The sequence below is a fragment of the Hymenobacter ginkgonis genome (genome assembly GCF_009755225.1).
In the GTDB taxonomy this organism is placed as follows: Bacteria; Bacteroidota; Bacteroidia; order Cytophagales; family Hymenobacteraceae; genus Hymenobacter; species Hymenobacter ginkgonis.
In genome coordinates, this window is sequence record NZ_WQKZ01000004.1 from 367,144 (window position 1) to 392,555 (window position 25,412).

Here is a 25,412-nt window from a genome sequence, read left to right on the forward strand (position 1 = left end):
CTGGCTCCCTTTCTGCTTCATGCTGCTCACGATTACGACCACCTACCAGCCGGCTACCGACCTCGGCTACCTGCTGCACAAGAACCCCGCCCGCCTGCAAAGCCTGGAAATCACGGGCGGCCAGGCCCACGTCTTCTACCCCGAAGCCACCGCCGAGCGCTGCACCGCCGCCCTGCTGCTCGACCTCGACCCGGTGGGCCTGGTGCGCGGGCGCGGCAACGGCGAAGGCTTTGCCCTAGAGCAGTACGTGAACGACCGCCCCTACGTGGCCTCGTCGTTCCTGAGCGTGGCGCTGAGCAAAGCTTTCGGCACCGCCATGAATGGCACTTGCAAAGACCGCCCCGCGCTACCCGCCGAGGCGCTGCCGCTGGCCGTCACGGTGGCCGTGGTGTCGGCGCCCGGCCCCGACTGGCCGCGCCGCCTATTCGAGCCCCTAGGCTATGCGGTCGAGACCGAAGCCTACCCCCTCGACCCCACCCAGCCCGAGTGGGGCGACAGCCCCTACTACACGCTGCGCCTGCGCCACGACGGCCTGCGCCTGCAAGACGTGCTCACGCACCTCTACGTGCTGCTGCCGGTGCTCGACAACGACAAGCACTACTACGTAGACCAGACCGAAGCCGAAAAGCTGCTGCACCGCGGCGGCGACTGGCTGCCCCAGCACCCCGAGCGCGGCTTCATCACGCGGCGCTACCTGCGCTACCTGGCCGGCATCGTGAATCCCACGCTGGCCCGGCTGATGGAGGGCACGGAGGAAGAATTGCCCGAGCCCGTAGCCCCCGAAACCAACGAACCCGGTGCCCTACCCCTCACCCCCGCCGCGGTGGCGGCCGAAGCCCCCGAGCCCAAGCTCTCGCTGCACGACCAGCGCCTCCAGCAGGTGGCCCACGAAATCTACCAGCTCGCCCCCAAGCGCGTGCTCGACCTGGGCTGCGGCGAGGGCAAGCTCCTGCGCCTGCTGCTGCGCCAGCCTAAAATCGAGTTCGTCCGCGGCATGGATGTGTCGCACCAGGCGCTGAGCCGGGCGGCCCAACGCCTGCACCTCGATGAGCTGTCGCCGCGCCAACGCGCCCGCATCGAGCTGATTCAGGGGTCGTTGCTGTACCGCGACGAGCGGCTGGCCGGCTTCGACGCGGCGGCGCTGGTGGAGGTAATCGAGCACCTCGACGAAAACCGCCTGGCCGCCCTCGAAGCCGTGGTATTTGCCCAGGCCCGGCCGGCGCACGTCTTCGTCACCACGCCCAATGCCGACTACAATCAGCTTTTCGAGAAGCTCAACGCCGGCGACTTTCGCCACGACGACCACCGCTTCGAGTGGACCCGCGCCGAGTTTGCGGCCTGGGCCACCGGCGTGGCCGAGCGCCACGGGTATCAGGTTAGAATTGAGGCCATGGGCGATGAAGTGGAGGGGGTAGGCGCGCCGTCGCAAATGGCGGTGTTTAGTTTATAGGAGTCGGCGAAAGCTAAGAGTAGAATCGCCAGCTAATTCTTGCTCAATAATCTGTTTCTGTTGTTTGCGGTCGCGCCTACGCATTTTTGACTTGGACAATGCTGGATACTCATTCTTGTCAGTACAAAAGCCGATTTTCTCTTCGGCTAACCATGACCCCTGTTTAATCATTAAACCGTTCAAATGACAGGTTTCATAGCCACAATCATGTTTAGCATAGGTGCCAATATTTCGGTGACCTAGCTTTTTTACCGCCAGTATTCGCTGCTGATTCCGTTTTATCTCTTCCCAAACTTGATGACTATCGGCAGCAGTAAGAGTTTGCTGGTAAGTGATTAGGCAGAAATAAGTAACAGGGTCCTTTAACTGTAGGAACTCAAAAAACTTAGGAAACTTCTCAATAACTGCATCACGGACCTCTAGCTTCTGCGTGGGTTCGAGCTTACCATTTTCTAGTATAGAACGAAACAGACCTAGGTGATTAAAGTCAGTGAACTTCTTGTAGTTCTCCAACAGGTGCAAGTATTCGCTGTACGCAAGGGTATTGATTTGACGGCCTAGTTTCATAGATTATCTAATTTATATAGTAGCCTCTATAGTGACGCATCAAGTTTGAGCTTTTCAAACCCTTCTTCAAAAGGCTTCTGGAGGAGAATAGAGCGCATCGGTGAGGACAATTTCCAATTCAAATTCTTTAGCCGCAAATTCTTCCACATTGTCCTCCTGATTAGTAGCAGTAATTGTGAAGCAGTTTGGTTGTTCTATTGTGTAAAGGGTATAACCTTTTAAGTCAAGGAGTTCTTCTGATTCTTTAGTATTATAATTAAAGAAGCAAAGCGGCATTGATTCTACTTCGGTAAGAGTAGAGTTAAAATTAACTTTTTGCACAAAAATACCCCGAGGGCATTCAATCTTGAAGTTGGAAAAGTATCCTTCAAAAAAGTCATTACTCGTGCCCGGCTGATAGATAATAAGCGGCTCATCATCAAAGTAATCCCAGGCTCCTTCTGAAATCTCATCGCCCATGATGTAGTGGTAGTGAAGGGGGAAAAGGCTATTAAGTACCTCATGCCTAACAATAGGGCGGGGCTGAACAGGCTTAGTTGGCTTTGGTGGAGCAAATTTGTCGCGCAGTATGCCGATGAGTATCCCAATCAGCAAGAATGGAATAGCCACGAGCATTACCACAAAAATCAAGATACCAATTGCTACATCGGCAGGGCTAGTAGCAGTGGAACTTGCTTGTGGTATGACTTTCTTGCGAACAGTTAATCCTTCCATTGCTTTCGCTGTGCCGAGTGCCTAATTCCCGGCTTTTCTTCAATGCCCCAAGATACCCTCAAGCTTCCCGAATTATCCCTTATTCTCCTCCTTGGCAGCTCGGGGGCGGGCAAGTCTACGTTTGCCCGGCGCTTGTTTAAGCCCACCGAGATAGTGTCGTCGGACGTGTGCCGGGGGCTGGTGGCCGATGATGAGAACGACCAATCGGCGAGCGGCGACGCCTTTGAGCTGCTGCACTACCTGGTGGCCAAGCGCCTGAAGCGCGGGCTGCTCACGGTGATCGATGCCACCAACGTGCAGGCCGAGAGCCGCAAGCCGCTAGTGGCCCTGGCCCGGCAGTACCACGTGCTGCCGGTGGCCATCGTGCTCGACGTGCCCGATGCCGTGGCCCACGAGCGCAACGCCCACCGGCCCGAGCGCCGCGGTATGGGCCCGCACGTGATAGCGCGCCATCGCCAAGACCTGCGCCGCAGCCTGCGCAACCTGCGCGACGAGGGCTTCCGGCACATCTTCCACCTGCGCGGGGTGGAGGAAGTAGACGCCGTGCAGGGCATTCTGCGCGACCGGCTCTACAACAACCGCAAGGAGGAAACGGGGCCGTTCGACATCATCGGCGATGTGCACGGCTGCTACGACGAGCTGCTGGCGCTGCTGGGCGACCTAGGGTATGTAGTGGAGGCCGAGCCGGTGGCCGACGTGCGCGACCTCGGCATCCGGGTGACGCCGCCGGCCGGGCGGCGGGCCATTTTCCTAGGTGACCTCGTGGACCGCGGGCCGGCCTCGCCGCAGGTGTTGCGGCTGGCGATGAGCATGGTGCGCAGCGGCGCGGCGCTGTGCGTGCCCGGCAACCACGACATCAAGCTGCTGCGCCACCTCAACGGCAAGAAGGTGACCGCCAACCACGGCCTGGCCGAAACCCTGGCCCAGCTCGAAGGCGAGTCGGACAGCTTTAAGGGGCAGGTGCGGCAGTTTTTGGATGGGCTGGTGAGCCACTACGTGCTCGATGGCGGCAAGCTGGTGGTGGCCCACGCCGGCCTCACCGAGGAGATGCAGGGCCGCGGCTCGGGCGCCGTGCGAGCCTTCGCGCTGTTTGGCGAAACGACCGGCGAAATCGACGAGTTTGGCCTGCCCATCCGCTACGAGTGGGCCCGCGAGTACCGCGGCCGGGCGATGGTAGTGTTTGGCCACACGCCCGTGCCCGATGCCGAGTGGCTCAACAACACCATTGATATTGACACGGGCTGCGTATTTGGCGGCCGCCTCACCGCCCTGCGCTACCCCGAGCGCGAGCTGGTGGCCGTGCCCGCCGCCCGCGTGTACTGCGAGCCGGCGCGCCCGCTCAACTACCGCGCTGCCCAGCTAGCGGCGGCCGGCGCCGCTGCCGAAGGCGACCTCAGCGCCCAGCACCAGCAAGACGACGTGCTCGACATTCGGGACGTCACGGGCAAGCAGTTTATCGAAACCCGGCTGCTGCGCGGCGTCACCGTGCGCGAGGAAAACGCGGTGGCCGCGCTGGAAGTCATGTCGCGCTTTGCGCTGCATCCCAAGTGGCTGCTGTATTTGCCGCCCACCATGTCGCCCACCGAAACCTCGGAGCTGCCCGACCTGCTCGAACACCCCGCCGAAGCCTTCGCCTACTACCAAAAGCTGGGCGTGGAGCGCGTGGTGTGCGAAGAAAAGCACATGGGCAGCCGCGTGGTTGTGGTGCTGGGCAAGGACGAGGCCGCCATCCAGTGCCGCCTGGGGCTGACGGGCGAAGGCATCGGCAAGTGCTATACCCGCACCGGCCGCAATTTCTTCACTGACAAGGACCTGGAAACCGCTTTCCTGGCCCGCCTGCGCGACGCGCTGACCACGGCCGGCTTCTGGGAGAAATTCAGCACCGACTGGGTATGCCTCGATGCCGAGCTGCTGCCGTGGTCGGCCAAGGCGCAGGAGTTGGTGAAAAACCAGTACGCCGCCGTAGCGGCCGCCGCCACCGCTGCCCTACCCCAGGTCGAGGCCGTGCTGGCCGAAGCCGCTGCCCGAGACCTCGACGGCGCCGAAGCATTGCTGGCCCGCACCACCGCCCGCCGCCAAGCCGCCGCCGACTACGCCGATGCCTACCGCCGCTACTGCTGGCCCGTGCACGCGCTCGACGACCTCAAGCTGGCGCCCTTCCACCTGCTCGCCACCGAAGGCAAAACCTACTTCGACCGCGACCACGCCTGGCACATGGAAACCCTGCGCAGCCTCGCCCTCGCCGACCCCGGCTTGCTGCGCGCCACGCCCTACCGCGTAGTGCCCCTAGGCGACGCGGCCGAGGTGGAAAACGCCATTCAGTGGTGGACCGACCTCACCGCCGCCGGCGGCGAAGGCATGGTGGTGAAGCCCTACGACTTCATTCCGCAGGGCCAAAAAAGCCTCTTGCAGCCCGCCCTAAAATGCCGGGGTAGGGAATACCTGCGCATCATATACGGCCCCGACTACCTGCTGCCCGGCAACTTGGAGCGTCTGCGCCAGCGCAATGTAAAAGCTAAGCGCAACCTCGCCCTGCGCGAGTTCGCGCTCGGCGTAGAAGGGCTGGAAAGGTTTGTAGCCGGCCAGCCGTTGCGGCGCGTGCACCAGTGCGTATTTGGCGTGCTGGCCTTGGAAAGCGAGGCCGTAGACCCGCGCCTGTAAAAATTCAGTAGCCAAAACTCTGCGCTAGAACGTCCTACTGAGCTTGTCGAAGCAGGACGTTCTAGCGCAGAGTTTTGGCTAATTGCCCTACTGCTGTAAGCAGTTGCTCCATCCCTACCCCCTATACTAGGTCGAAGGCGTAGGCGTAGCGCGCCAACTCCTGCTGCGTTTCGGGGTGCAGCTTGGCGTTGATGTTGCGCCGGTGCGTAATCACGGTGTTAGTCGAAATAAACAGCTCTTTAGCGATAGTTCCGGAGCTTTTGCCCAAGGCCAGCAGTTGCAGCACCTGCCGCTCGCGCCTAGTGAGCTGGGCAAACAGCAGCTGGTTTTTGCGCAAAAACGCGTTTTCCTCCAGCAGGCGCGCCACCTTGGGCGTCACGTGGCTGAGCAGGTTGATGGGGGAGGCAAACGTTATCGAGAGCAGGGGCCGCTGCTGGTCGTCGCGCAGCAGCACCCGTACGGTACTCAGGTGCCAGACCCAGTCGGGGCTGTCGGCGGTGCGCACCTGCTGAAAAAAGGATACTATCTCATCTTCCTCGTTGCGTTCCAGCATGCCCAGCAGCTTCGGAATGTACTCCTCGGCATCGCTGGGGTTAAAATACTTGAGGTTGTAGTCGCTGCCCAGCGCCTGCAGCTCGGCTAGGGTAGTACCTAGCATTCGCAAGCCCCGCTGCGACATATAAGCCACGCCCATCGTGCGCAAATCGTGCACAATGACGACGCCGGGGAAAAAGTCGGCCGCTGCCGCAATTTGGGCAATGCGCATTTGAATTCTTTGCTCCATAGTGAGAGTCAAGAATGAATGAATAATAATAGCGTCGGGAAATTACCTACTAGTTAGTATATTGATAACCAAGGCTCATCACTTTCACCCAGAATTTTTGTGAGCTAAGCAGGGGGTAATCGCTTTTGCTAAGTGGGCAAACCACTGGCTTTGGGTTGCTGGCACCGGGTTTTCGGCAGTGAGCGGTGGGTTTTGGCCACGCCCAGGGCCTTGGCGCCGCTAGCAGGGGTAGGCCCGCGGCGAGTGGCTTCGGGCAGCGCAAGCCGCACCAGCCGCTGCCCATTGTCCAGAAGCTAGCGGCACAAATACAGCTGCGCACTGCCTACCAACCCACTGGCAGCCACTACCCTACCCCCCTTAAGTATGTTGCCACTGGGTTAGGCAGCGGCTATTGATTTACCAGTACGGCACTGTACATTTACCAGACCTTACGCCCTTTCTGTTTCCCACCTATTTTTCATCGTCTCGTGAGTTCTTTATCGCTACGAGCCTACGCTTCCTGGACCGATGAGGCCTTGCTGGAGGCATTGCGAGCCGACGACCGGGGCGCCTTTGCCGAGCTGTATGAGCGCTACTGGTACCGCGTGTTTGCGCTGGCCTACCGCAGGTTGAAATCGCGGGAAACGGCCGAGGAACTGGTGCAGGATTTATTTGCGGCCCTGTGGCACAAGCGCGCCCAGCACGCCATTCAGCACCCCGAGCACTACCTGCTGGCGGCCATTCAGCGGCGCATAATCGGGTACTTGCGGGCGCACCAAGTGCGCACGGCCTACGCCGACTACTGCCGCACCTACCAGCGCGAAACCACGCAGGAAACCGAGCAGGCCCTGGCCGCCGCCGACCTGACCGAGGCCTATGCCAAGGCCCTGCTGCGCCTACCCGAGCAGTCGCGGGAAATATTTCGGTTAAGCCGGCTTGAATATTTTTCGGTGCAGGAAATCTCCCTGCGCCTCAACCTATCGTCGAAGGCCGTCGAGTACCACCTCACCAAGGCGCTGCGCCTGCTGCGCGGGCACCTTAAGGATTTTGTGCTGGCAAGCCTGGCGCTGCTTTTTGTGCGCTAGGGCCAGCGCCGTGCTGGCCCCCTAGTAAGCAAAGCGCTTTTAATCAGCCACTAATTCGTTTTTTCAAAAAAATAATCAGCCTTGGGTTAGGGGTACCTGGCAGTTGCGCGTCTTCCTTAGTAGACGCCCCTCGCCCCCGCTTTCCCATGCTGAGCCAAGCCGCCTTCGACGCCCTGCTCCAACGCTACCTCGACGGCAAATGCCTGCCCGAAGAGCAGCGCCTGGTAGAGCGCTGGAGCGCAACCCTGGGCCAGGACGAGGAATACCTCCTTCCCGCCAGCATGCAGGAAGAAGTGCGCGCGGCCATGTGGCAGCGCATCAGGCAGCTCACGGCCGATGAGGCCGCGGCTACCCCCCTGCCAGCCCTTGTGCCCGCCCGCCCAGCCCAAACCCGGAGCTTTTGGCAGGCGCCAGCCCTGCGCTGGGCGGCGGCCGCCACGCTGGTGCTCGGCAGCGGCCTAAGCTGGTGGCTGCCCCAGGCCTACCGCCACAGTGCCGCTGCCCAGGCGCCACAGCCCCAGTGGCTGCTGCGCAGCAGCCACGGCCACGCCGAAACGCTGTGCCTGGCCGATGGCAGCCAGGTAACGCTATCGACGGGCAGCACCCTGAAATACCCAGCCGGCTTTGCGGGCCACCGCCGCGAAGTATACCTCCAGGGCCAGGCGTTTTTCAAGGTAGCCAAAAACCCGCAGCACCCTTTCCTGGTGTATACCAACAAGCTGGTAACGACCGTATTGGGCACCAGTTTTTTGGTAACGGCCTACTCTGACCAGGAGGCCAAAGTGGCGGTGCGCGAGGGCCGGGTAGCCGTGCAGGCCCGCCAAGGAGCCGAGTTGAATGCTACCCCCGCCCAGCCGGCCGCCGCGGGCGTGCTGCTGCTGCCCAACCAGCAAGTAGTGTACTCGGGCGCCACCAAGCAGCTAGCTAAGTCTCTGGTAGAGAAGCCGCTGCTACTGACGCCCCAGTTGCTGGCCTTCCGCAACCGCCCGGTGCCCGAGGTGCTGATGGCGCTGGAAAAAGCCTACGGCGTGAATATCGTGTACGACCCGCTACGGCTGAGCGAGTGCACCATCACGATAAGTTTCAGCGACGAAACGTTATTCGAACAATTAGATACGCTCTGCAAAGCCTTGGATGCCAAGTATAAAATGGCAAACAACGCCCAGATTATTTTCGAAAGCAACGGCTGTAAGCTTCCTAGCTAGCCCGCTGCAGCTGCCCTTTGCCACTGGTCCGTGGCCGGTAACTACCCGGTTTTCCTTGCACTCTGCACTGCCCGCCTACCGCAGCTAGCTGCACTTGGCTATTCGGCTAGTTCGCTTTTTTCAAGCGGGCCGGCTTGCGTTTTCCTTCCATCCCCACCCCAAACAATTCTGGCGTATGAAAAACGACCTACTCTCTCCCCGAGGACTCTGGCGCCCCGCCAGCGTGCTTGCGCTTCACCTCTGCCTGGCCTACCCCCTCAGCGGCATGGCAACGGCCACGGCCGTTAGGACGCAGATTGTGCTCGACCGCAAAATCTCTTTCAAAGCGGAATCGCAGACGATTGAGGCAGTGCTCGACCAGTTGGAAAAGCAGCTGAATATCAAGTTTGTGTACAGCCCTACGCTCATTGGCGCCAACCGGCGCGTGACGCTGCAAGTGGCTGACAAGCCGCTTACCCAAGTGCTGGACGAGTTGCTGGCACCGCGCAAGATTGCGTACGAAGTGCACCACAACCGCGTTATCCTGAGCCAGGCCAAGCCTACCTCGGCGGCGGCCAACGTGCCCGTATCGGGCCGCGTGACGCAGGCCAGTGGCGAAGGCCTGCCCGGCGTCACGGTACTTGTGAAGGGCACTACTACCGGTACTTCCACCGGGCCCGACGGCAGTTTTTCGCTGAATGTACCCGAAGGCAGCACGCTGGTATTTAGCTCGGTAGGCTTTAAAAGCCAGGAGCGGGCCGTGACGGGCGCCACCAGCGGCCTCGTCATCAGCCTGGTCGACGATGCGCAGTCGCTGAAGGAAATAGTGGTGGTGGGCTACGGCACCCAAGAGCGCCAGAGCGTGACGGGCGCCGTGGCCTCGGTATCGGGCCGCGCCATTGCCTCGCAGCCGGTGCCCGATGCGGCGCAGGCCATTCAGGGCCGGGCGGCGGGCGTGCAGGTAGTGTCGAACTCGGGGGCGCCGGGCGGCGCGGGCGGCACTTCCATTCGGGTGCGCGGTATCACTTCGGCCGGCGACAATACGCCGCTGTATGTGGTGGATGGCTACCCCCTGCCGTCGGGCGATGATACAACGCTCAATACCATCAGCCCCAACGACATCGAGAGCATCGACGTGCTGAAAGATGCCTCGTCTACGGCTATTTACGGCCTACGCGCCGCCAACGGGGTAGTCATTATTACGACCAAGCGCGGCAAGGCCGGCACGGCTACCGTCAACGCCGACGGGTACGTGGGCCAGCAGCGCGTATGGCGCCAGATTCCGCTGCTTAACGCCGCGCAGTTTGCGACCCTCAACAACGAGGCCCGCACCAATGGCGGCCTGATTCCTATTGCGAAATACGCCAACCCGGCGGCGCTCGGCACCGGCACCGACTGGCTGAATGAAATTTTCCGCCCGGCCCGCATTCAGAACTACAACGTGTCGGCAACGGGGGGTAGCGAAAAGGCCCGCTACGCGGTGAGCGCCGGCTACTTCCAGCAGGACGGCACCATTATCAACTCCAACTTCACCCGCTTTACGCTACGGGCCAACGGCGACGTGGCGCTCAGCAAGAATTTCCGCATCGGCAACACGCTGGCCCTCACGCACCTAGAGGAGCACCAGAACAACAACAATAACAACGAGTTTAGCGGCGTCATTCAGCTGGCCTTGCAGGCGCCACCCACGGCGCCGGTGTACAACGCCGATGGCAGCTTTTACGAGTTCACGTCGGCGGATAACTACGGCGAGGAAAACCCCGTGACGGCCGCCCTGCGCCCCCGCCTCAAGCACACCCGCAACCGGGCCACGGCCACGTTCTTCGCCGAATTTGAGCCGCTGAAAGGGTTGCGCTTCCGCACCAACGTGGGCACGGACCTGATTTTTGACCAGTCCGACAACTTCTTCCCATCCATTGTGGGCTCGTCGAAGTACCCGGTGTCGCAGGCCAGCTTGACCAGCACTTCGGCCTACAACCCAAGCTACCTAATTGAGAATACGGCCACGTACAGCCACACCTTTGCCGAAAAGCACAGCCTGACGGTGCTGGTGGGCCAATCGGCGCAGCAGTTCAATTACAGCACGCTTGGCGGCACCCGCGTGGGCTACAGCAACAATTTGCAAGTGCTAAACCAGGGCCCCGTTAATGCCTTGATTAGCAATACTGGCGACAACGGCACCAACCGCCTGTCGAGCTACTTCAGCCGCATCAACTACGAGTTTGCGGGCAAGTACTTGTTTTCGGCCATTGCCCGCTACGACGGTAGTTCGGCTTTCGACATCGACAACAAGTTCGGCTTCTTCCCCGGCGTGTCGGCCGGCTGGCGCATTTCGGAAGAAGATTTCCTGAAAGACAACACCACCATTAGCAACCTGAAGCTGCGCGGGGGTTACGGCAAAGTAGGCAACCCCAACAATGCCGGCAACTACCAGTACCTGACCACTATTAACTCAAACAACTTCCTTACCAACGGCGTGCCGGGCACCTCGTACGTGTTTGGGTCGGGCAGCCAAAACCTGAATACCGGCGGTGCCCCTACCCGCCTCGGCAGCCCCAACCTGCGCTGGGAGAATAACGAGCAAGTGAACGTGGGCATCGACGTGGGCTTGTTTCAAGACCGCATCAACGCCAGCATAGACTTGTACACCCGCTCGTCGCCGAACCTGATTGCGTCGGTGCCGCCGCCCACCACGTCGGGCACCATTGAAAACAACGTTATCAACGCCGCCTCGTCGCGCAACCGCGGCATAGACCTGGCCATCACGACCAATAACTTCGTGAGCAGCGGCACCGGCTTTACCTGGACGACGACGCTCAACTTCTCGATGTACCGCAACAAGCTCGTGTCGCTGGGCGAGGGTAAGCCCTACTTTGGCCAGGGCACCCGCGGCGGCGGCAACCTGGTGCGCTACGCCGAGGGCGTACCGTTTGGCTCGTTCTACGGCTACGTGGCCGACGGTATTTTCCAGACGGCTGACGAGGTTACTAAGTCGGCGGTGCAGGTGGCCGGCACCGACCCTACCAAGAGCACGGCGCCTGGCGATATCAAGTATAAAGACCTGAATGGCGACGGCATTATCAATGCCAACGACCAGGCCTACATCGGCAACCCGAACCCGGATTTCACCTACGGCCTGAACAACACCTTTACCCTGAAGGGCTTCGACCTGAACGTTTTCCTGCAAGGCTCGCAGGGCAACGACGTGTACAACCTGAACCGCTACTACACCGAAGGCGGCCTCTACGGTGCTTCCAACGCCAGCACCCTTACCCTCGACCGTTGGACTGGCCCCGGCACCAGCAACTACGTGCCCCGCGCCGTGGCCGGCGACCCCAACCAGAACCTACGCATTTCGAGCCATTACGTGGAAAACGGCTCCTACATGCGCATTAAGCTGCTGACGCTGGGCTACACCATCCCGCAAACGGTGTTTAGCAAGGTGCCCGCCGTGCAGCGGGTGCGCATCTACGTGAGCGCCCAAAACCTGGTGACCTTCACCAAATACAAAGGTTTCGACCCCGAGTTGGGTAACCAGGGCGGCAGCTTCGGCGTCGACCGGGGGGTGTACCCACAGGCCCGCGTGCTGCTGGCCGGTCTCAATGTCGGCTTTTGATTAATGATTACTAGCTAAATGATTACCGGTTGATGCTTGGTACTCCATGCTTTTTGTAGCATTCCCTACCCCCTTATTAACCAGTAATCATTTAGTTGATAACCATTTCCCCATCTCCCACCCGTTTTCTGATTTCCCTACCCCATGATAACTATTACACGCATCGGAGCCGCGACGCTCGCGCTCGGCCTGCTCGGCGGCTGCACCAAAGAGTACCTCAACTTGCAGCCAACGAATACCGTTACGACCGAAAACTTCTACAAGACCCAAACCGATGCTATTCAGGCGGCTACGGCCACGTACTCGCAGCTCAACCAGAACGGCATGTTCAGCTACTCGCTCTGGGGCATCGGCGATGTGATGTCGGATAACTCCTTCCTGGGCGGCGGCGGCGCGGCCGATGGCATCGAGTTTCAGCAGCTCGACAACTTTACCATTCCGGCTACCAACCCGCTCACTACCAGCCACTGGCAGCGGGCCTACCTGGGCATTGGGGCCGCCAACCAAGTGCTGCTGCGCGTGCCTGATATCACGATGGATGCCGCCATTAAAAACCGCTGCCTCGGCGAGGCGGAGTTTTTGCGGGCCCTGTACTACTTCTACCTCGTGCGGGCCTTCGGCGACATTCCGCTGGTGCTGACGCCCGCCACTAGCGCCGCCGAGGCCGCCACCGTCACGCGCACGCCCCAAGCGCAGGTATATGCCCAGATTATTAAGGACCTGACCGACGCCATTACCAAGCTGCCGGCCTCGTACACGACCGACGACCTGGGCCGCGCCACCAAGTGGTCGGCCACGGCGCTGCTGGCCAAGGTGTACCTCACGCAGGGCGACATGGCCAACGCCGCGACCCAGGCCCGCGCCGTTATCACGGGTTCGGGCAAGGCGCTGTGGCCCAATTTTGCCGACAACTTCCGCGTCGAAACCGAGAACGGCCAGGAATCGCTGTTCGAAGTGCAGTACAAGAATGGCCTCAACAGCTACACCACCGACGGCCCCGGCAGCCCGGTGAATGAGTTTTGGGGCGCACGCTTTTTTGGCAGCCCCTACGTGGTATCGTCGGGTGGCTACGGCTTCAACGTGCCCGAAAAAGACCTGGTAACCAGTTACGCCGCCGGCGATACCCGCCGGGCCGTCACCCTGTTTGTGCCCGGCGATAAGTACCCCGACGGCCAGGTGCAGCCCGCCACGCTGGTGGGCGACCCCAACGGCTACAACGTGCGCAAGTTTTTCGTGGGCACTGTGAACGTGAACAACTGGGACTCGCCGCTCAATGTGCCCGTGCTGCGCCTGGCGGAGATGTACCTCATTCTAGCCGAGGCCGTTGGGCCGACTACCGAGGGCATCGAGGCCGTTAACAAAGTGCGGCGTCGGGCTTTTGGCCTGGCCATCAATACGCCGGCGCCAGCCGTAGATTTCACGGCTGCCCCCGCCGGCTTTGCTGATTTTAAGACCGCCGTTATTCAGGAGCGCCGCCTAGAACTTGCCTTTGAGAATGACCGCTGGTACGACCTCAAGCGCACCGGCAAGCTGGTGGCCACGCTCAAGGCCCAGGGCAAGGGCGTGCAGGAGTTCAACAACCTGCTGCCCATTCCGCAGTCCGAAATCAACGTCAATCCTAACCTGACCCAGAACCCCGGCTACTAGCCCTACCCCCCTCGAACGGCCGCTACCCTCCTAGTGGCCGTTCGTTTTTCTGCCCTATGCCGCCACGCCCTACTCCCTTCTTACCCAAGCTAATAGCTGTAGCCTGCGGGCTGCTCGGCGGCGCAACGGCGCCGGCTGCCGCGCAGGTCCCCAAGCTCACCAAGCTGCTGTATGGGGTGGCCTACTACGACGAGTACATGCCCTACGACCGCCTCGACAAGGACGTGGCCATGATGAAGGCAACCGGCATTAATGTGGTGCGCATCGCCGAATCGACGTGGAGCACGGTGGAGCCGCAGGAGGGCGTGTTCGATTTTTCGCACATCGACCGGGTGCTGAACGCCATGCACCAGGGCGGCATCCAGGTGATTATCGGCACGCCAACGTATGCCGTGCCTACCTGGCTGGTGCGCAAGTACCCGGGCGTGCTGGCCATTACGCCCAGTGGGCCCAACCAGTACGGCGCCCGCCAAAACATGGATATCTCGAACCCCGACTTTCGGCAGCACGCCGAACGCGTGATTCGGGCCATGCTGGCGCACGTGAAGGACCACCCAGCCATTATTGGCTACCAAGTTGATAATGAGACGAAAGCCTACAACACGGCCGGACCCGCGGTGCAGAAGCTCTTTGTGCAGTACATGCAAAAGAAGTACCCGTCGCTCGACGCGTTGAACCTGGCTTTTGGGCTGGATTATTGGAGCAACCGCATCAATAATTGGGACGACTTCCCCTCGACGGTTGGTACCATCAACGCCAGTTTGGGCAGCGAGTTCAGCAAGTTTCAGCGCCAACTCGTGACGGACTACCTGGCCTGGCAGGCTGGCCTGGTGCGCGAGTACAAGCGGCCGGGCCAATTCATCACCCAAAATTTCGACCTGGAGTGGCGCGGCTACTCCTACGGCATCCAGCCCGATGTGGACCAGATGGCCGCCGCCCGGGCGCTCGACGTAGCCGGCATCGACATCTACCACCCCAGCCAAGACCAGCTCACGGGCACCGAAATCGCGTTTGGCGGCGACGTGGCCCGCTCGCTAAAGGCCGGCCAAAACTACTTCGTTATCGAAACGGAGGCCCAGGGTTTTCCGCAGTGGGTACCCTACCCCGGCCAATTGCGGCAGCAGGCGTTCAGCCACCTGGCATCGGGGGCTAACATGCTGGAGTACTGGCACTGGCACTCCATCCACAACTCGGCCGAAACGTATTGGAAAGGCCTATTAAGCCACGACTTCGAGCCCAACCCGACCTACGACGAGGCGGGCACCATCGGGCGCGATTTTCAGCGGCTAAGCCCGCAGCTCGTCAACCTGAAAAAGACGAACCAGGTGGCCATTCTGTTCAGCAACGAAGCCCTGACGGGCTTTAAGTGGTTTAGCTTCGGCTGGGGCGCGAAGGAGAATTACAACGACGTGCTGCGCCCGCTCTACGATGCGCTGTACCGCCAGAACGTGGGCTGCGATTTCGTGGACCCCTCCAGCCCCAACCTAGCGCAATACAAGCTGTTGCTGGTGCCCGCCCTGTACGCCGCCCCTACCCCCCTGCTCGAGCGCCTAAACCAGTTTGTGCGCAACGGCGGCCATGTGGTGTACACCTTCAAGAGCGGCTTTTCGGACGAGAATGTGAAGGTGCGCGCCACGCGCCAGCCGGGCATTATTGCCGAGGCGTGCGGCGTGACTTACAGCCAGTTTACCCTGCCGGTGGGCGTCGCGCTGAAGGGTGACCCCTACCAGGTGGGCACGGCCCACAACCAGGTAATGACCTGGATGGAGCTGCTTACGCCCACCACGGCCCAGGTACTGGCCAGCTACGACCACCCGGTGTGGGGCAAGTACGCGGCCATCACCCAGAACCACTACGGCAAGGGCCTGGCCACCTATATTGGCTGCGGCACCAGCGCCGCCGTAACCGAAAAAATAGTGGCCGACGCTGTGCAGAAAGCCGGCCTTTGGGGCCCCGACCAGCAGGCGTACTTCCCACTTATTACGCGGTCGGGCGTCAATCAACAGCAGAAAAAAGTGCATTATTACTTCAACTATTCGGCCGCGCCCCGCACTTTGCCCTACCCCTACGGCCCCGGCCAGGAGCTACTAACCAGCACCGCCGTAGCCAAAAACCAGCCGCTGCAACTGGCGCCCTGGGGGGTGCAAATTGTGGTCGAAAAGTAAGCTCCTACCCCCTATCCCCCCCACCCACCACGGCCAATCGGCTGTATTTCAAGCTTGTTATGAATAGCAAAACCCGCCCACGCGCTGCCCGGCGCACGCCCAGCCTTCGCACCCTCACGCTGGCCGTGCTGCTGGGGAGCAGCGCCGCGGCTTCGGCCCAAACCACGGCCCCCCTACCCCAGCTGGGCAAGGCGAGCCTCAAAGAAGTGCTAGCGGCCCTCACGCCCGAAGAAAAAGTGAAGCTGGTGGTGGGCATGGGCTTTTATCCCTCGGGCTTTCCGGCCGGCATGCTGCCGCCGGGCGACCCCGGCGACGATAAAATTCCGGAGAAAGTACCCGGCGCGGCGGGCCGTTCGCACGCCATCGCGCGGCTCGGTATTCCGTCGCTCACGCTTTCGGACGGGCCGGCGGGGGTGCGCATCGACGCCATTCGCAAGGGCGACAGCACCAAAACTTTCTACGCCACGGCCTTTCCAGTGGCGACGCTGCTGGCGTCGAGTTGGGACACGACCTTGGTGTACCGGGTGGGGGTAGCATTTGGCAGCGAAGTGCGGGCATTCGGCATCGACGTGCTGCTGGGGCCGGGCATGAATATCCACCGCAACCCGCTGGGCGGGCGCAACTTCGAGTATTATTCCGAAGACCCCGTGGTGGCCGGCAGCATGGCCGCCGCCCTGGTGAATGGCGTGGAATCGAACGGCGTGGGCACCTCCGTCAAGCACTTTGCTGTTAATAACCAAGAGTTTAATCGCATGATGCTGAACTCGGCGGTGAGCGAGCGCGCGTTGCGCGAGATTTATTTGAAGGGCTTTCAGTTGGCGGTGGCCAGGTCGCAGCCCTGGACGGTGATGTCGTCGTACAACTTGGTAAATGGCACCTACACCTCGCAAAGCCCCGACCTACTCACGACCCTATTGCGCCAGGAATGGGGCTTTAAAGGGCTGGTAATGACCGACTGGTACGGCGGCAAAGACCCCGTGGCGCAACTGAAAGCCGGCAACGACCTGCTGATGCCCGGCACCGCCGCCCAGACCCAGGCCATTTTGGCGGCCCTCAAAAGTGGCCAGCTCACCCCCGCCCAGCTCGACGCCAACGTAACCCGCGTGCTGGAACTGGTGCTAAAATCGCCCACTTTCAAGGGTGCTGTGTATAGCAGTCAGCCCGCGCTGAAGGCCGATGCCGCCGTGGCCCGCCAGGCCGCCGCCGAAAGCATGGTGCTGCTGCGCAACGAAGCCCAGGCCCTACCCCTGGCCGCGGGCCGCAAGGTGGCGCTGTTCGGCAACACGTCGTATAATTTGATTGCGGGCGGCACCGGCAGCGGCGACGTCAACCGCGCCTACACCATCTCGCCCGCGCAGGGCTTGCGCGAGGCGGGCTTTGCCGTCGATGCGACCCTCACGGACGCCTACGGCCAATACCTGCGGGCTGAGAAAGCCAAACTGCCCAAAACCAAGGGTCTGCTGGACCCCGCGCCCGTTATCGCCGAAATGGCGCCCTCCGATGCCCTGGTGCAGCAAGCGCAGGCCAACGACGTGGCGCTCATCACCATCGGCCGCAGCGCCGGCGAGGGCGGCGACCGCCAGGTAGCCAACGACTTCGACCTTACGGCCGCCGAGCAAGCGCTGCTTAAGCAGGTGAGTACGGCCTTCCGTGCGCAGGGCAAGAAAGTGGTGGTGGTGCTCAACGTGGGCGGCGTGGTGGAGGTGGCCAGTTGGCGCTCGCTGGCCGATGCCATCTTGCTGGCCTGGCAGCCAGGCCAGGAGGGCGGCTACGCCCTGGCCGACGTGCTGAGCGGCAAAACCAACCCCTCGGGCAAGCTGGCCACTACCTTCCCGATGGCTTATAAAGACGTGCCCTACGCCAGCGAATTTCCGGGCAAGGCCCTACCTGGCAGCACCGGCACCAACAACTCGCTCATGGGCCGCCCCTCGGCCAACACCTACAACGAAGGCATTTACGTGGGCTACCGCTACTACAATACCTTTAAGGTGAAGCCGGCTTATGAGTTTGGCTACGGCCTGAGCTACAGCAGTTTTACCTACGGCAAACTCCAACTGAGTGCGCCCACCCTGGCCGGCAAAATCACGGCCTCGCTCAGCGTTACCAACAGTGGCAAAGTGGCGGGCAAGGAAGTGGTGCAGCTGTACGTGCACGCCCCGGCCGGCAAGCTGGCCAAGCCCGAAAGCGAGCTGAAAGCCTTTGCTAAAACCGGCTTGCTCCAGCCTGGCCAGTCGCAAACGCTGCGCTTCACACTCACGGCCGCCGATGTGGCTTCGTACAACACGGCGGCCGAGTCGTGGATTGCCGATGCCGGCACCTACACCGTGCGGGCGGGCGGGTCGTCGCTGGCCATCAAACAAACCGCCACCTTTACCGTGCCCAAGGAAGTAGTGGTGAAGAAAAGCCGCCCGCTGCTCGTGCCCCAAGCCCCCATTGCCGAGATGAAAGCGCCCGCCCAAGCGAAATAGGCGGCGCGGTTTTGACTTTGCACCCTGTCTGAAATTTAAATAGCCGCAAAAAAGAACGGCCTGCTGAGCCCCGCAAAGCATCGCGCGGGCAGCAGTAACCCATGCTGGGGCAACGAAGCGAGCGCGATGCTTCGCGGGGCTCAGCAGGCCGTTCTTGCTGGTTGATTTTTCTTGGTTTTTGCCTAAGCGCCAAACCAGTCGCATCTGTTTTTATCTTACCCCCTACCCCCACATGAGCCGCAGCCAGCTATTTTTAAACCGGCCTTTCCACTTCGCCATGCGCTTCCTGCTGGCGGGCGGGGCCGCGCTGCTGAGCGGCCCCGCCGCCGCCCAAACAGCCGCCGCCGAGTGGGTAGCCACCACGCCCACGGCCCCCTGGGTGGTGCAGCCCAAGCTAGTGGCCACCGCCCCGGCTGGCGCGGCCGACGCCGAAATCGACTTGGCGCACCCGCTGCAAACCATCCAGGGGTTTGGCACGTGCTTTAATGAGCTGGGCTGGACTTCCTTGAGTACCCTACCCCCTGCCGACCGCGAAAGCATTATGCGCGAGCTGTTTGCGCCGGGCGTAGGCGCCAATTTCACCATTTGCCGGATGCCGGTGGGGGCCAATGACTTTTCGCGCGACTGGTACTCGTACGATGAGACGCCGGGCGACTTTGCGATGGCCCACTTTAGCATCGCCAATGATGAGCAGACGTTGATTCCGTTCATCAAAAATGCCCAGCGCTACCAGCCGGCGCTGGCGCTGTGGGCCTCGCCCTGGAGCCCGCCCACCTGGATGAAGTACAACCACCACTACGCCGCCGCGGCCGTGCTGCCCGAGTACCGCAAAGTATTTCCAACGCTGGCCGAGAACGGCTTGCCCGTGGATCGGCAGGGCAAGGAAGGCCACAACTTATTTATCCAGGAAGATAAGTACTTCACGGCCTACGCCTTGTACTTCGCCAAATTTCTGGATGCGTACCGGCAGCGCGGCATCCGCATTGGCATGGTGATGCCGCAGAACGAGTTTAATTCGCCGCAGGTATTCCCGAGCTGCCCCTGGACGGCGGGCGGCTTGGCGCGCTTCGTGGGCTACCTGCAGCCGCAGCTCGCTTCGCGCAAGGTAGACCTGTTTTTTGGCACTATGGAGCGCGCCAATGAGACGCTAGTAGATAGCGTACTGCGCGACCCACGCAGCGGCCCGGCCATCAAGGGGGTAGGGTTTCAGTGGGCGGGCAAGGGCGCCATTGCGGGCGTGCACCAGCGCTACCCGGCCCTCACGCTCTACCAAACCGAGCAAGAATGCGGCGATGGCAAGAACGACTGGAAGTACTGCGTGTACACCTGGGGCTTGATGAAGCAGTACCTAACCAGCGGCGCCAACGCGTATTTATACTGGAATACGTCGCTCAAAAAAGGCGGTATTAGCCGCTGGGGCTGGAGCCAAAACTCGCTTGTTACGGTCGATGAAACGGCCAAAACCTACCAGTTTAACCCCGAATATTACCTATTGAAGCACCTGAGCCACTACGTGCAGCCGGGCGCTAAGCGACTGAGCACCAGCGGTGCTTTTACCAACTTGCTCGCCTTCCAGAACCCCGATAAAAGCATAGTGGTAGTGGCCCAAAACGAGGGTAGCCAGGCCCAGGCCGTGCGCTTCAAAATAGGAGCGCGCACGCTGGCTCCGGTTTTCCAGGCCAATTCCTTTAATACGCTGCTGCTGCACTAATTTTCCACCCGATGAGCTTTTGATGAGCATTTTGGTGCCCCTCGAAAAACTACTGCTCGCTTTCTATTACGTCCCACCCCTTCTATGATTGCCAAATCCTCCCGGTTTGCGGCCTTGCTAGGCTGCTGCGCCCTCGCCACGAACATCGGCCTGGCCCAAACCAAACCCGCTACCAAAACCAAAGCCCCTACCCCCCCCGCCAACCGGCAGGTGGCCCTTACTGCCAACGACGCTAAAATCAACGCGTTAATTAAGCAGATGACGCTGGAGGAGAAGGTGCACATGCTGCACGCCAACTCGGCGTTTGCGGCCGGCGGCATCGAGCGGCTGGGCATTCCGGAGCTGATGACCTCCGACGGGCCGCACGGCGTGCGCCCCGAGCAGGGCCGCAACTGGAAGCCGCCCGTGGGCGCCAACGACGCCGGCACCTACTTGCCTACCAACAACACGCTGGCCTCGACCTGGAACCCCGAGCTGGGCTACGCCTACGGCACGGTGCTGGGCAGCGAGGCCAATGCGCGGGGGAAGGATGTGATATTGGGCCCCGGCATCAACATCATGCGCGCGCCGCTGAATGGGCGCAATTTTGAGTACCTCAGCGAAGACCCGTTTCTCGTCTCGAAGATGGTGGTGGGCTACATCCGCGGGGTGCAGGACCAGGGCGTGTCGGCCTGCGTGAAGCACTACGCGGCCAACAACCAGGAAACGCACCGCGACGATATCGACGTGGATATGAGCGAGCGGGCGCTGCGCGAAATCTACCTGCCGGGCTTTAAGGCAGCTGTGCAGCAGGGCGGCGTGTACTCGCTGATGGGCTCGTACAACAAGTTTCGGGGTACCTACGCCACCGAAAACGCCTACCTGATGAACACCATTCTGAAGGGCGAATGGGGCTTTAAGGGCTTGGTGATGAGCGATTGGGGCTCGGTGCACAACACCCAAGATGCCTTGCGCAACGGCACCGACCTGGAAATGGGCACCGACCTGGCGCTCATGTACAGCAGCATCGACCAGAGCGCCGCCACGGCCAGCGCGGGCACCGCCGCCCCTACCCCCGCCCGCAGCCTCTACGACCGCTTTTTTATGGCCGACCCGGCCCTGGCGGCGGTAAAAAAAGACCCCACGCTGCTGCCGCTGATTGACGACAAGGTGCGGCGCATTTTGCGCGTGGAGTTTGCCACGCACATGCTGGGTGGCCCCAAGCGCCAGCCCGGCGCCTACAACACCAAGGAGCACCAAGCAACGGCCCTCAAAGTAGCCGAGGAAGGCATTGTACTGCTCAAAAATGACGGTATCCTACCCCTCCAAAAATCGACGAAGACTATTGCCGTCATCGGCGCCAACGCCAGCCGCGAAAACGCCATGGGCGGCGGCAGCGGCCAGCTAAAGGCCAAGTACGAAATCACGCCTTTGCAGGGGGTTAAGAACGAGCTGGGCAGTTCGGCCACCATCACCTACGCGCCGGGCTACAAAATAGCCCGCGACCAAAAGGCTGACCCGCAGCTAATTGCCGAGGCCGTGGCCGCCGCCAAAGCCGCCGACGTGGTCCTGTTCGTGGGCGGCTCGACGCACGGCTACGACTATACCAAGTGGAGCGACAATGCCTACGATGCCGAGGCCGTGGACAAGCCTGACCTGAAAATGCCCTTTGGGCAGGAGGAACTGCTGCAAGCTGTGCTGGCTGCTAACCCCCGCACGGTGGTAGTGCTGCTGGGCGGCGGGCCCATCGAAACAGCGGCCTGGGCCGGCCAGGCCAAGGGCATTATCGAGGCGTGGTACCCCGGCATGGAGGGCGGCAATGCGCTGGCCCACATCTTGTTTGGCGACGTTAATCCGTCGGGCAAGCTGCCCGTCACGTTCCCGGTGAAGCTCGAAGATGCGCCGGCCATGAAGCTGGGCGAGTACCCCAGCACCCCCGGCAACCCGCTGAAGCAGACCTACAAGGACGACATTTGGGTGGGCTACCGCTACTACGACACCTATAAAGTGGCGCCGCAATTTGCTTTCGGCCACGGCCTGAGCTACACGACGTTTAAGTACGACAAGCTGCGCGTGACGCCCGGCGCCCAAAGTGCCACTGTACAGCTCACCGTCACGAACACCGGCAAAACGGCCGGCGCCGAAGTGGTGCAGGTGTACGTGAAGGACGAGCAAGCCAGCGTGAAGCGCCCCGAAAAGGAGCTCAAAGGTTTCCAGAAGGTGTTTCTGAAGCCCGGCGAGACGAAAACGGTGGACTTGACGCTCGATACCAACGCCTTCCAATACTACGACGAGGCCAAAAAGCAGTGGGTGCTGGAGCCCGGCAAGTTTGACGTGCTGGTGGGCAGTTCCTCGCGCGACATTCGCCTGACGGGTAACGTGACGCTGTAGGAGATTGACTGGCCTTATAGCAGCCCCACCCCCGCGGAGGTGGGGCTGCTATAAGAACAAGTTGCCCCACCCTAGCAGGCAAAAGCCGGCTATTACCTCTCATAAACTAGTGGTTATTAGACCGATGTTAACCTCCTACCCCCGGCTTGCCTTAGTAGGCACTTGTCTGCTCACTTCAGCCCTGGCGGCGTCGGCCCAGAAGGCCCAGGTGGCGAGGCAGGCCGATGGGGTGCTGATTCACTTGCCTACGCCTACCCCCGACGCCGTGCGCACACTGCGCCTGCAAGTGGTGTCGGATAAGGTTATCCACGTGCAGGCCTCGCCGCTCGATACCCTTTCGACGCTGAAAAGCCTGATGGTGGTACCCCAAATCGGGCCCACCCCCACGTGGCAGTACACCGAAAAGAAGGGGGTAGGGCGCCTCACCACGCCCGCCCTCACGGCCACTGTTTCGCTTACCACGGGCGAGGTCAGCTTTGCCGATGCCACCGGCCAGCTGCTGGTGCAGGAGCGGGCGGGCGGCGGCAAAATCTTCGTGCCCACCGTGGCCGATGGGCAGCCGCTCTACCAGGTGCAGCAGGTGTTTCAGTCGCCCACCGAGGAAGGAATTTATGGCCTGGGCCAGCACCAAAACGGCACCATGAACTACAAAGGCCAGCAGGTAGAGCTGGCCCAGAACAACACCGACGTGGCGGTGCCCTTCTTGGTATCGAGCAAGAAGTACGGCATTTTGTGGGATAATTATTCCATCACCAAAGTCGGCGACACCCGCGACTATGAGCCGCTTTCGACCCTGAAGCTGTACGCCAAAACCGGCGAGCCGGGCTGGCTCACGGCCACCTACTTCAGCAAGGCCAAACCGGGCGAAGTGGTGGTGCAACGGCCCGAATCGGTGATTGACTACGAGTATCTCGAAGACCAGAAAAACTTCCCTACCCCCGTCAAGCTCGGCGAGGTCGCCGCTACCTGGGAGGGTAGCATCGAATCGGGCAGTACGGGTTTGCACCACTTTTTGCTGAAGAATGCCGGCTACGCCAAGCTCTACATCGACGGCAAGGAGGTGGTGAACAAGTGGCGCCAGGCCTGGAATCCTGGTACGTCGGTGGTGAGCTTAGACTTGGTGAAGGGCCGCAAATACACGTTCAAACTGGAGTGGAATCCCGACGGCGGCGAGTCGTACCTGGGCCTGAAGTGGCTGAGCCCGCTGGTAGGCGCGCACCAGCAAGAATACGGCTTCCGCTCGGAAGCCGGGCCCGACCTCAACTACTACTTCGTGCAGGGCAACTCGGCCGACGAGGTGATTAGCGGCTACCGGCAGCTTACGGGCCCTACCCCCGTGGTGCCCAAGTGGGCCATGGGCCTGTGGCAGAGCCGCGAGCGCTACAAAACCCAGCAGGAAATGCTCGACGTGGCCGCTGAGTTTCGGAAGCGCCAAGTGCCGCTCGATAATATTGTGCTCGACTGGTCGTACTGGAAGCCCGCCGAGTGGGGCAGCCAGGAGTTTGACCCCAGCCGCTTTCCCGACCCGGCCGGGCTGATTAAAACGCTGCACGAGCAAGACCACCTGCACTTTATGATTTCGGTGTGGGCCAAGATTTACGAGGGCATTCCGGTTTACAGCGACTTCAAGGCCAAGGGCTACCTCTACCCCCGCAACGTCGCCAACCGCACCAAGGATTGGATTGCGCCGGGCTACACGTCCACGTTTTACGACGCCTTTAACCCGGCGGCCCGCACCGCGTTTTGGAATTTGATGAACGCTAAGCTCTTCACCAAGGGCATCGACGCCTGGTGGATGGACGCTTCGGAGCCCGACATTTATTCAAACACCAACGTGCAGACCCGCAAGGAGTTGATGGCGCCCGCCATTGGCTCTAGCACGCAGTATTTCAATGCGTTTCCGCTGCAAAATGCTAAGGGCATTTACGAAGGGCAGCGCGCCACGGCGCCCAACCAGCGGGTGTTTTTGCTGACGCGCTCGGGCTACGCGGGCTCGCAGCGCTACGCGGCGGCCATTTGGAGCGGCGACATTGCTTCGCGCTGGGAGGATTTTAAGAACCAGATTCCGGCTGGGCTCAACATGTCGCTCTCGGGCCTGCCCTACTGGACCACCGACATCGGCGGTTTTGCCGTGGAGCGCCGCTACGAGCACCCCAACGCCCAAGACCAGGAGGAGTGGCGCGAATTACAGACGCGCTGGTACCAGTTCGGGGCGTTTTGCCCGCTGTTTCGGGTGCACGGGCAGTTTCCGTACCGCGAGATTTACAACATCGCGCCGGCCGGCCACCCCGCCTACCAAAGCATGCTTTACTACGACCAACTGCGCTACCGCCTGATGCCTTACCTCTACTCGCTGGCCGGGCAGGTGCACCACCAAAACTCGACCATTATGCGCGGGCTGGTGATGGACTTCGGCGCCGACGCGGCGGTGCGGAATATCGGCGACGAGTTTATGTTCGGCTCTAGCCTGCTAGTGGCGCCTGTCACGGACTACCGGGCGCGCACCAAGGAGCTGTACCTGCCGGCCACCACGGGTTGGTTTGATTTTTACAGCGGCCAGCACTACGCCGGCGGCCAAAAGCTGACCGTAGATGCGCCGCTCGAACGCCTACCCCTCTTCGTGCGCGAAGGCGCGATACTACCCTTCGGCCCGGCCGTGCAGTACGCCGCCGAGAAGCCCGCCGATGTGCTCACGCTCTACGTGTACACGGGTCAGAACGGGGCGTTTTCGCTCTACGAGGACGAAAACGTGAATTATAACTACGAGAAAGGCGCCTTTGCTACCATCCCGCTCAGCTATAATGAGCAGGCCAAAACCCTTACTATCGGCGAGCGAAAAGGCACTTTTCCGGGCATGCTGGCTCAGCGCACCTTTCGGGTGGTGTGGGTAAGCCCCGAAAAGGCAACTGGTTTTAACCTAGACGCGGCACCGGCCAGCATTTTAACCTATTCGGGTAGTGCAGTAATGATTAAAATGCAATAACTTACGGCCTCATTTACATCCATTAATC

The 25,412-nt window shown here is 61.1% G+C and carries 14 protein-coding genes and 1 pseudogene; 12 read left to right on the top strand and 3 right to left on the bottom strand.

The window, feature by feature from the left end:
* Positions 1–19: 19 nt before the first annotated feature.
* A complete protein-coding gene (locus GO988_RS17590) occupies positions 20–1,450 on the top strand; it encodes a 3' terminal RNA ribose 2'-O-methyltransferase Hen1 (protein ID WP_157567938.1) in 1,431 nt (476 codons plus the stop codon).
* On the opposite strand, the gene GO988_RS17595 is transcribed toward GO988_RS17590, so the two are convergent.
* Both GO988_RS17595 and GO988_RS17600 read right to left on the bottom strand, forming a co-directional pair.
* Positions 1,445–2,017 (bottom strand): hypothetical protein, encoded by a 573-nt coding sequence (locus GO988_RS17595; protein WP_157567940.1) that lies wholly within the window; start codon positions 2,015–2,017, stop codon positions 1,445–1,447. The two genes, GO988_RS17590 and GO988_RS17595, sit on opposite strands and share 6 nt — an antisense overlap.
* A gap of 66 nt (positions 2,018–2,083) precedes the next feature.
* Entirely contained in the window at positions 2,084–2,731 is a 648-nt protein-coding gene (locus GO988_RS17600) for a hypothetical protein (RefSeq protein ID WP_157567942.1), read from the bottom strand.
* Between the two features lie 42 nt (positions 2,732–2,773).
* On the opposite strand from GO988_RS17600, the gene GO988_RS17605 reads away from it, so the two are divergent.
* Complete coding sequence (locus GO988_RS17605) at positions 2,774–5,392, top strand: polynucleotide kinase-phosphatase (protein WP_157567944.1); 2,619 nt, start codon at positions 2,774–2,776, stop codon at positions 5,390–5,392.
* 121 nt (positions 5,393–5,513) lie between these two features.
* Here the strand turns inward: GO988_RS17605 and GO988_RS17610 are convergent, their stop codons facing one another.
* A complete protein-coding gene (locus GO988_RS17610; protein WP_157567946.1) occupies positions 5,514–6,176 on the bottom strand; it encodes a helix-turn-helix domain-containing protein in 663 nt (220 codons plus the stop codon).
* A gap of 298 nt (positions 6,177–6,474) precedes the next feature.
* On the opposite strand from GO988_RS17610, the pseudogene GO988_RS24790 reads away from it, so the two are divergent.
* The 10 genes and pseudogenes from GO988_RS24790 to GO988_RS17660 form a co-directional block, all read left to right on the top strand.
* Positions 6,475–6,537 (top strand): annotated as a pseudogene (locus tag GO988_RS24790) (hypothetical protein); the annotation flags it as partial.
* A gap of 106 nt (positions 6,538–6,643) precedes the next feature.
* Positions 6,644–7,240, top strand: coding sequence for an RNA polymerase sigma-70 factor (locus tag GO988_RS17620; protein WP_198172868.1), 597 nt, complete (start codon positions 6,644–6,646; stop codon positions 7,238–7,240).
* A gap of 146 nt (positions 7,241–7,386) precedes the next feature.
* Positions 7,387–8,445 carry a FecR family protein gene (locus GO988_RS17625; RefSeq protein ID WP_157567950.1) on the top strand — a complete coding sequence of 353 codons (1,059 nt, stop codon included), beginning with the start codon at positions 7,387–7,389 and terminating at the stop codon, positions 8,443–8,445.
* A gap of 175 nt (positions 8,446–8,620) precedes the next feature.
* On the top strand, positions 8,621–12,040 hold the full coding sequence (locus GO988_RS17630; protein ID WP_157567952.1) for a TonB-dependent receptor: 3,420 nt from the start codon (positions 8,621–8,623) through the stop codon (positions 12,038–12,040).
* A 144-nt stretch (positions 12,041–12,184) separates the two neighbouring features.
* Positions 12,185–13,687, top strand: coding sequence for a RagB/SusD family nutrient uptake outer membrane protein (locus GO988_RS17635; RefSeq protein ID WP_157567954.1), 1,503 nt, complete (start codon positions 12,185–12,187; stop codon positions 13,685–13,687).
* 56 nt (positions 13,688–13,743) lie between these two features.
* The gene (locus GO988_RS17640) at positions 13,744–15,852 is read left to right on the top strand and encodes a beta-galactosidase (protein ID WP_198172870.1); all 2,109 of its coding nucleotides are present in this window, start codon (positions 13,744–13,746) and stop codon (positions 15,850–15,852) included.
* Positions 15,853–15,911: 59 nt separating this feature from the next.
* Positions 15,912–18,320 (top strand): glycoside hydrolase family 3 C-terminal domain-containing protein, encoded by a 2,409-nt coding sequence (locus GO988_RS17645; protein WP_157567956.1) that lies wholly within the window; start codon positions 15,912–15,914, stop codon positions 18,318–18,320.
* A gap of 232 nt (positions 18,321–18,552) precedes the next feature.
* On the top strand, positions 18,553–20,031 hold the full coding sequence (locus GO988_RS17650) for a glycoside hydrolase family 30 protein (RefSeq protein ID WP_198172872.1): 1,479 nt from the start codon (positions 18,553–18,555) through the stop codon (positions 20,029–20,031).
* 84 nt (positions 20,032–20,115) lie between these two features.
* On the top strand, positions 20,116–22,401 hold the full coding sequence (locus GO988_RS17655) for a glycoside hydrolase family 3 C-terminal domain-containing protein (protein ID WP_157567958.1): 2,286 nt from the start codon (positions 20,116–20,118) through the stop codon (positions 22,399–22,401).
* A 124-nt stretch (positions 22,402–22,525) separates the two neighbouring features.
* On the top strand, positions 22,526–25,384 hold the full coding sequence (locus tag GO988_RS17660) for a TIM-barrel domain-containing protein (protein WP_157567960.1): 2,859 nt from the start codon (positions 22,526–22,528) through the stop codon (positions 25,382–25,384).
* Positions 25,385–25,412: the final 28 nt, after the last annotated feature.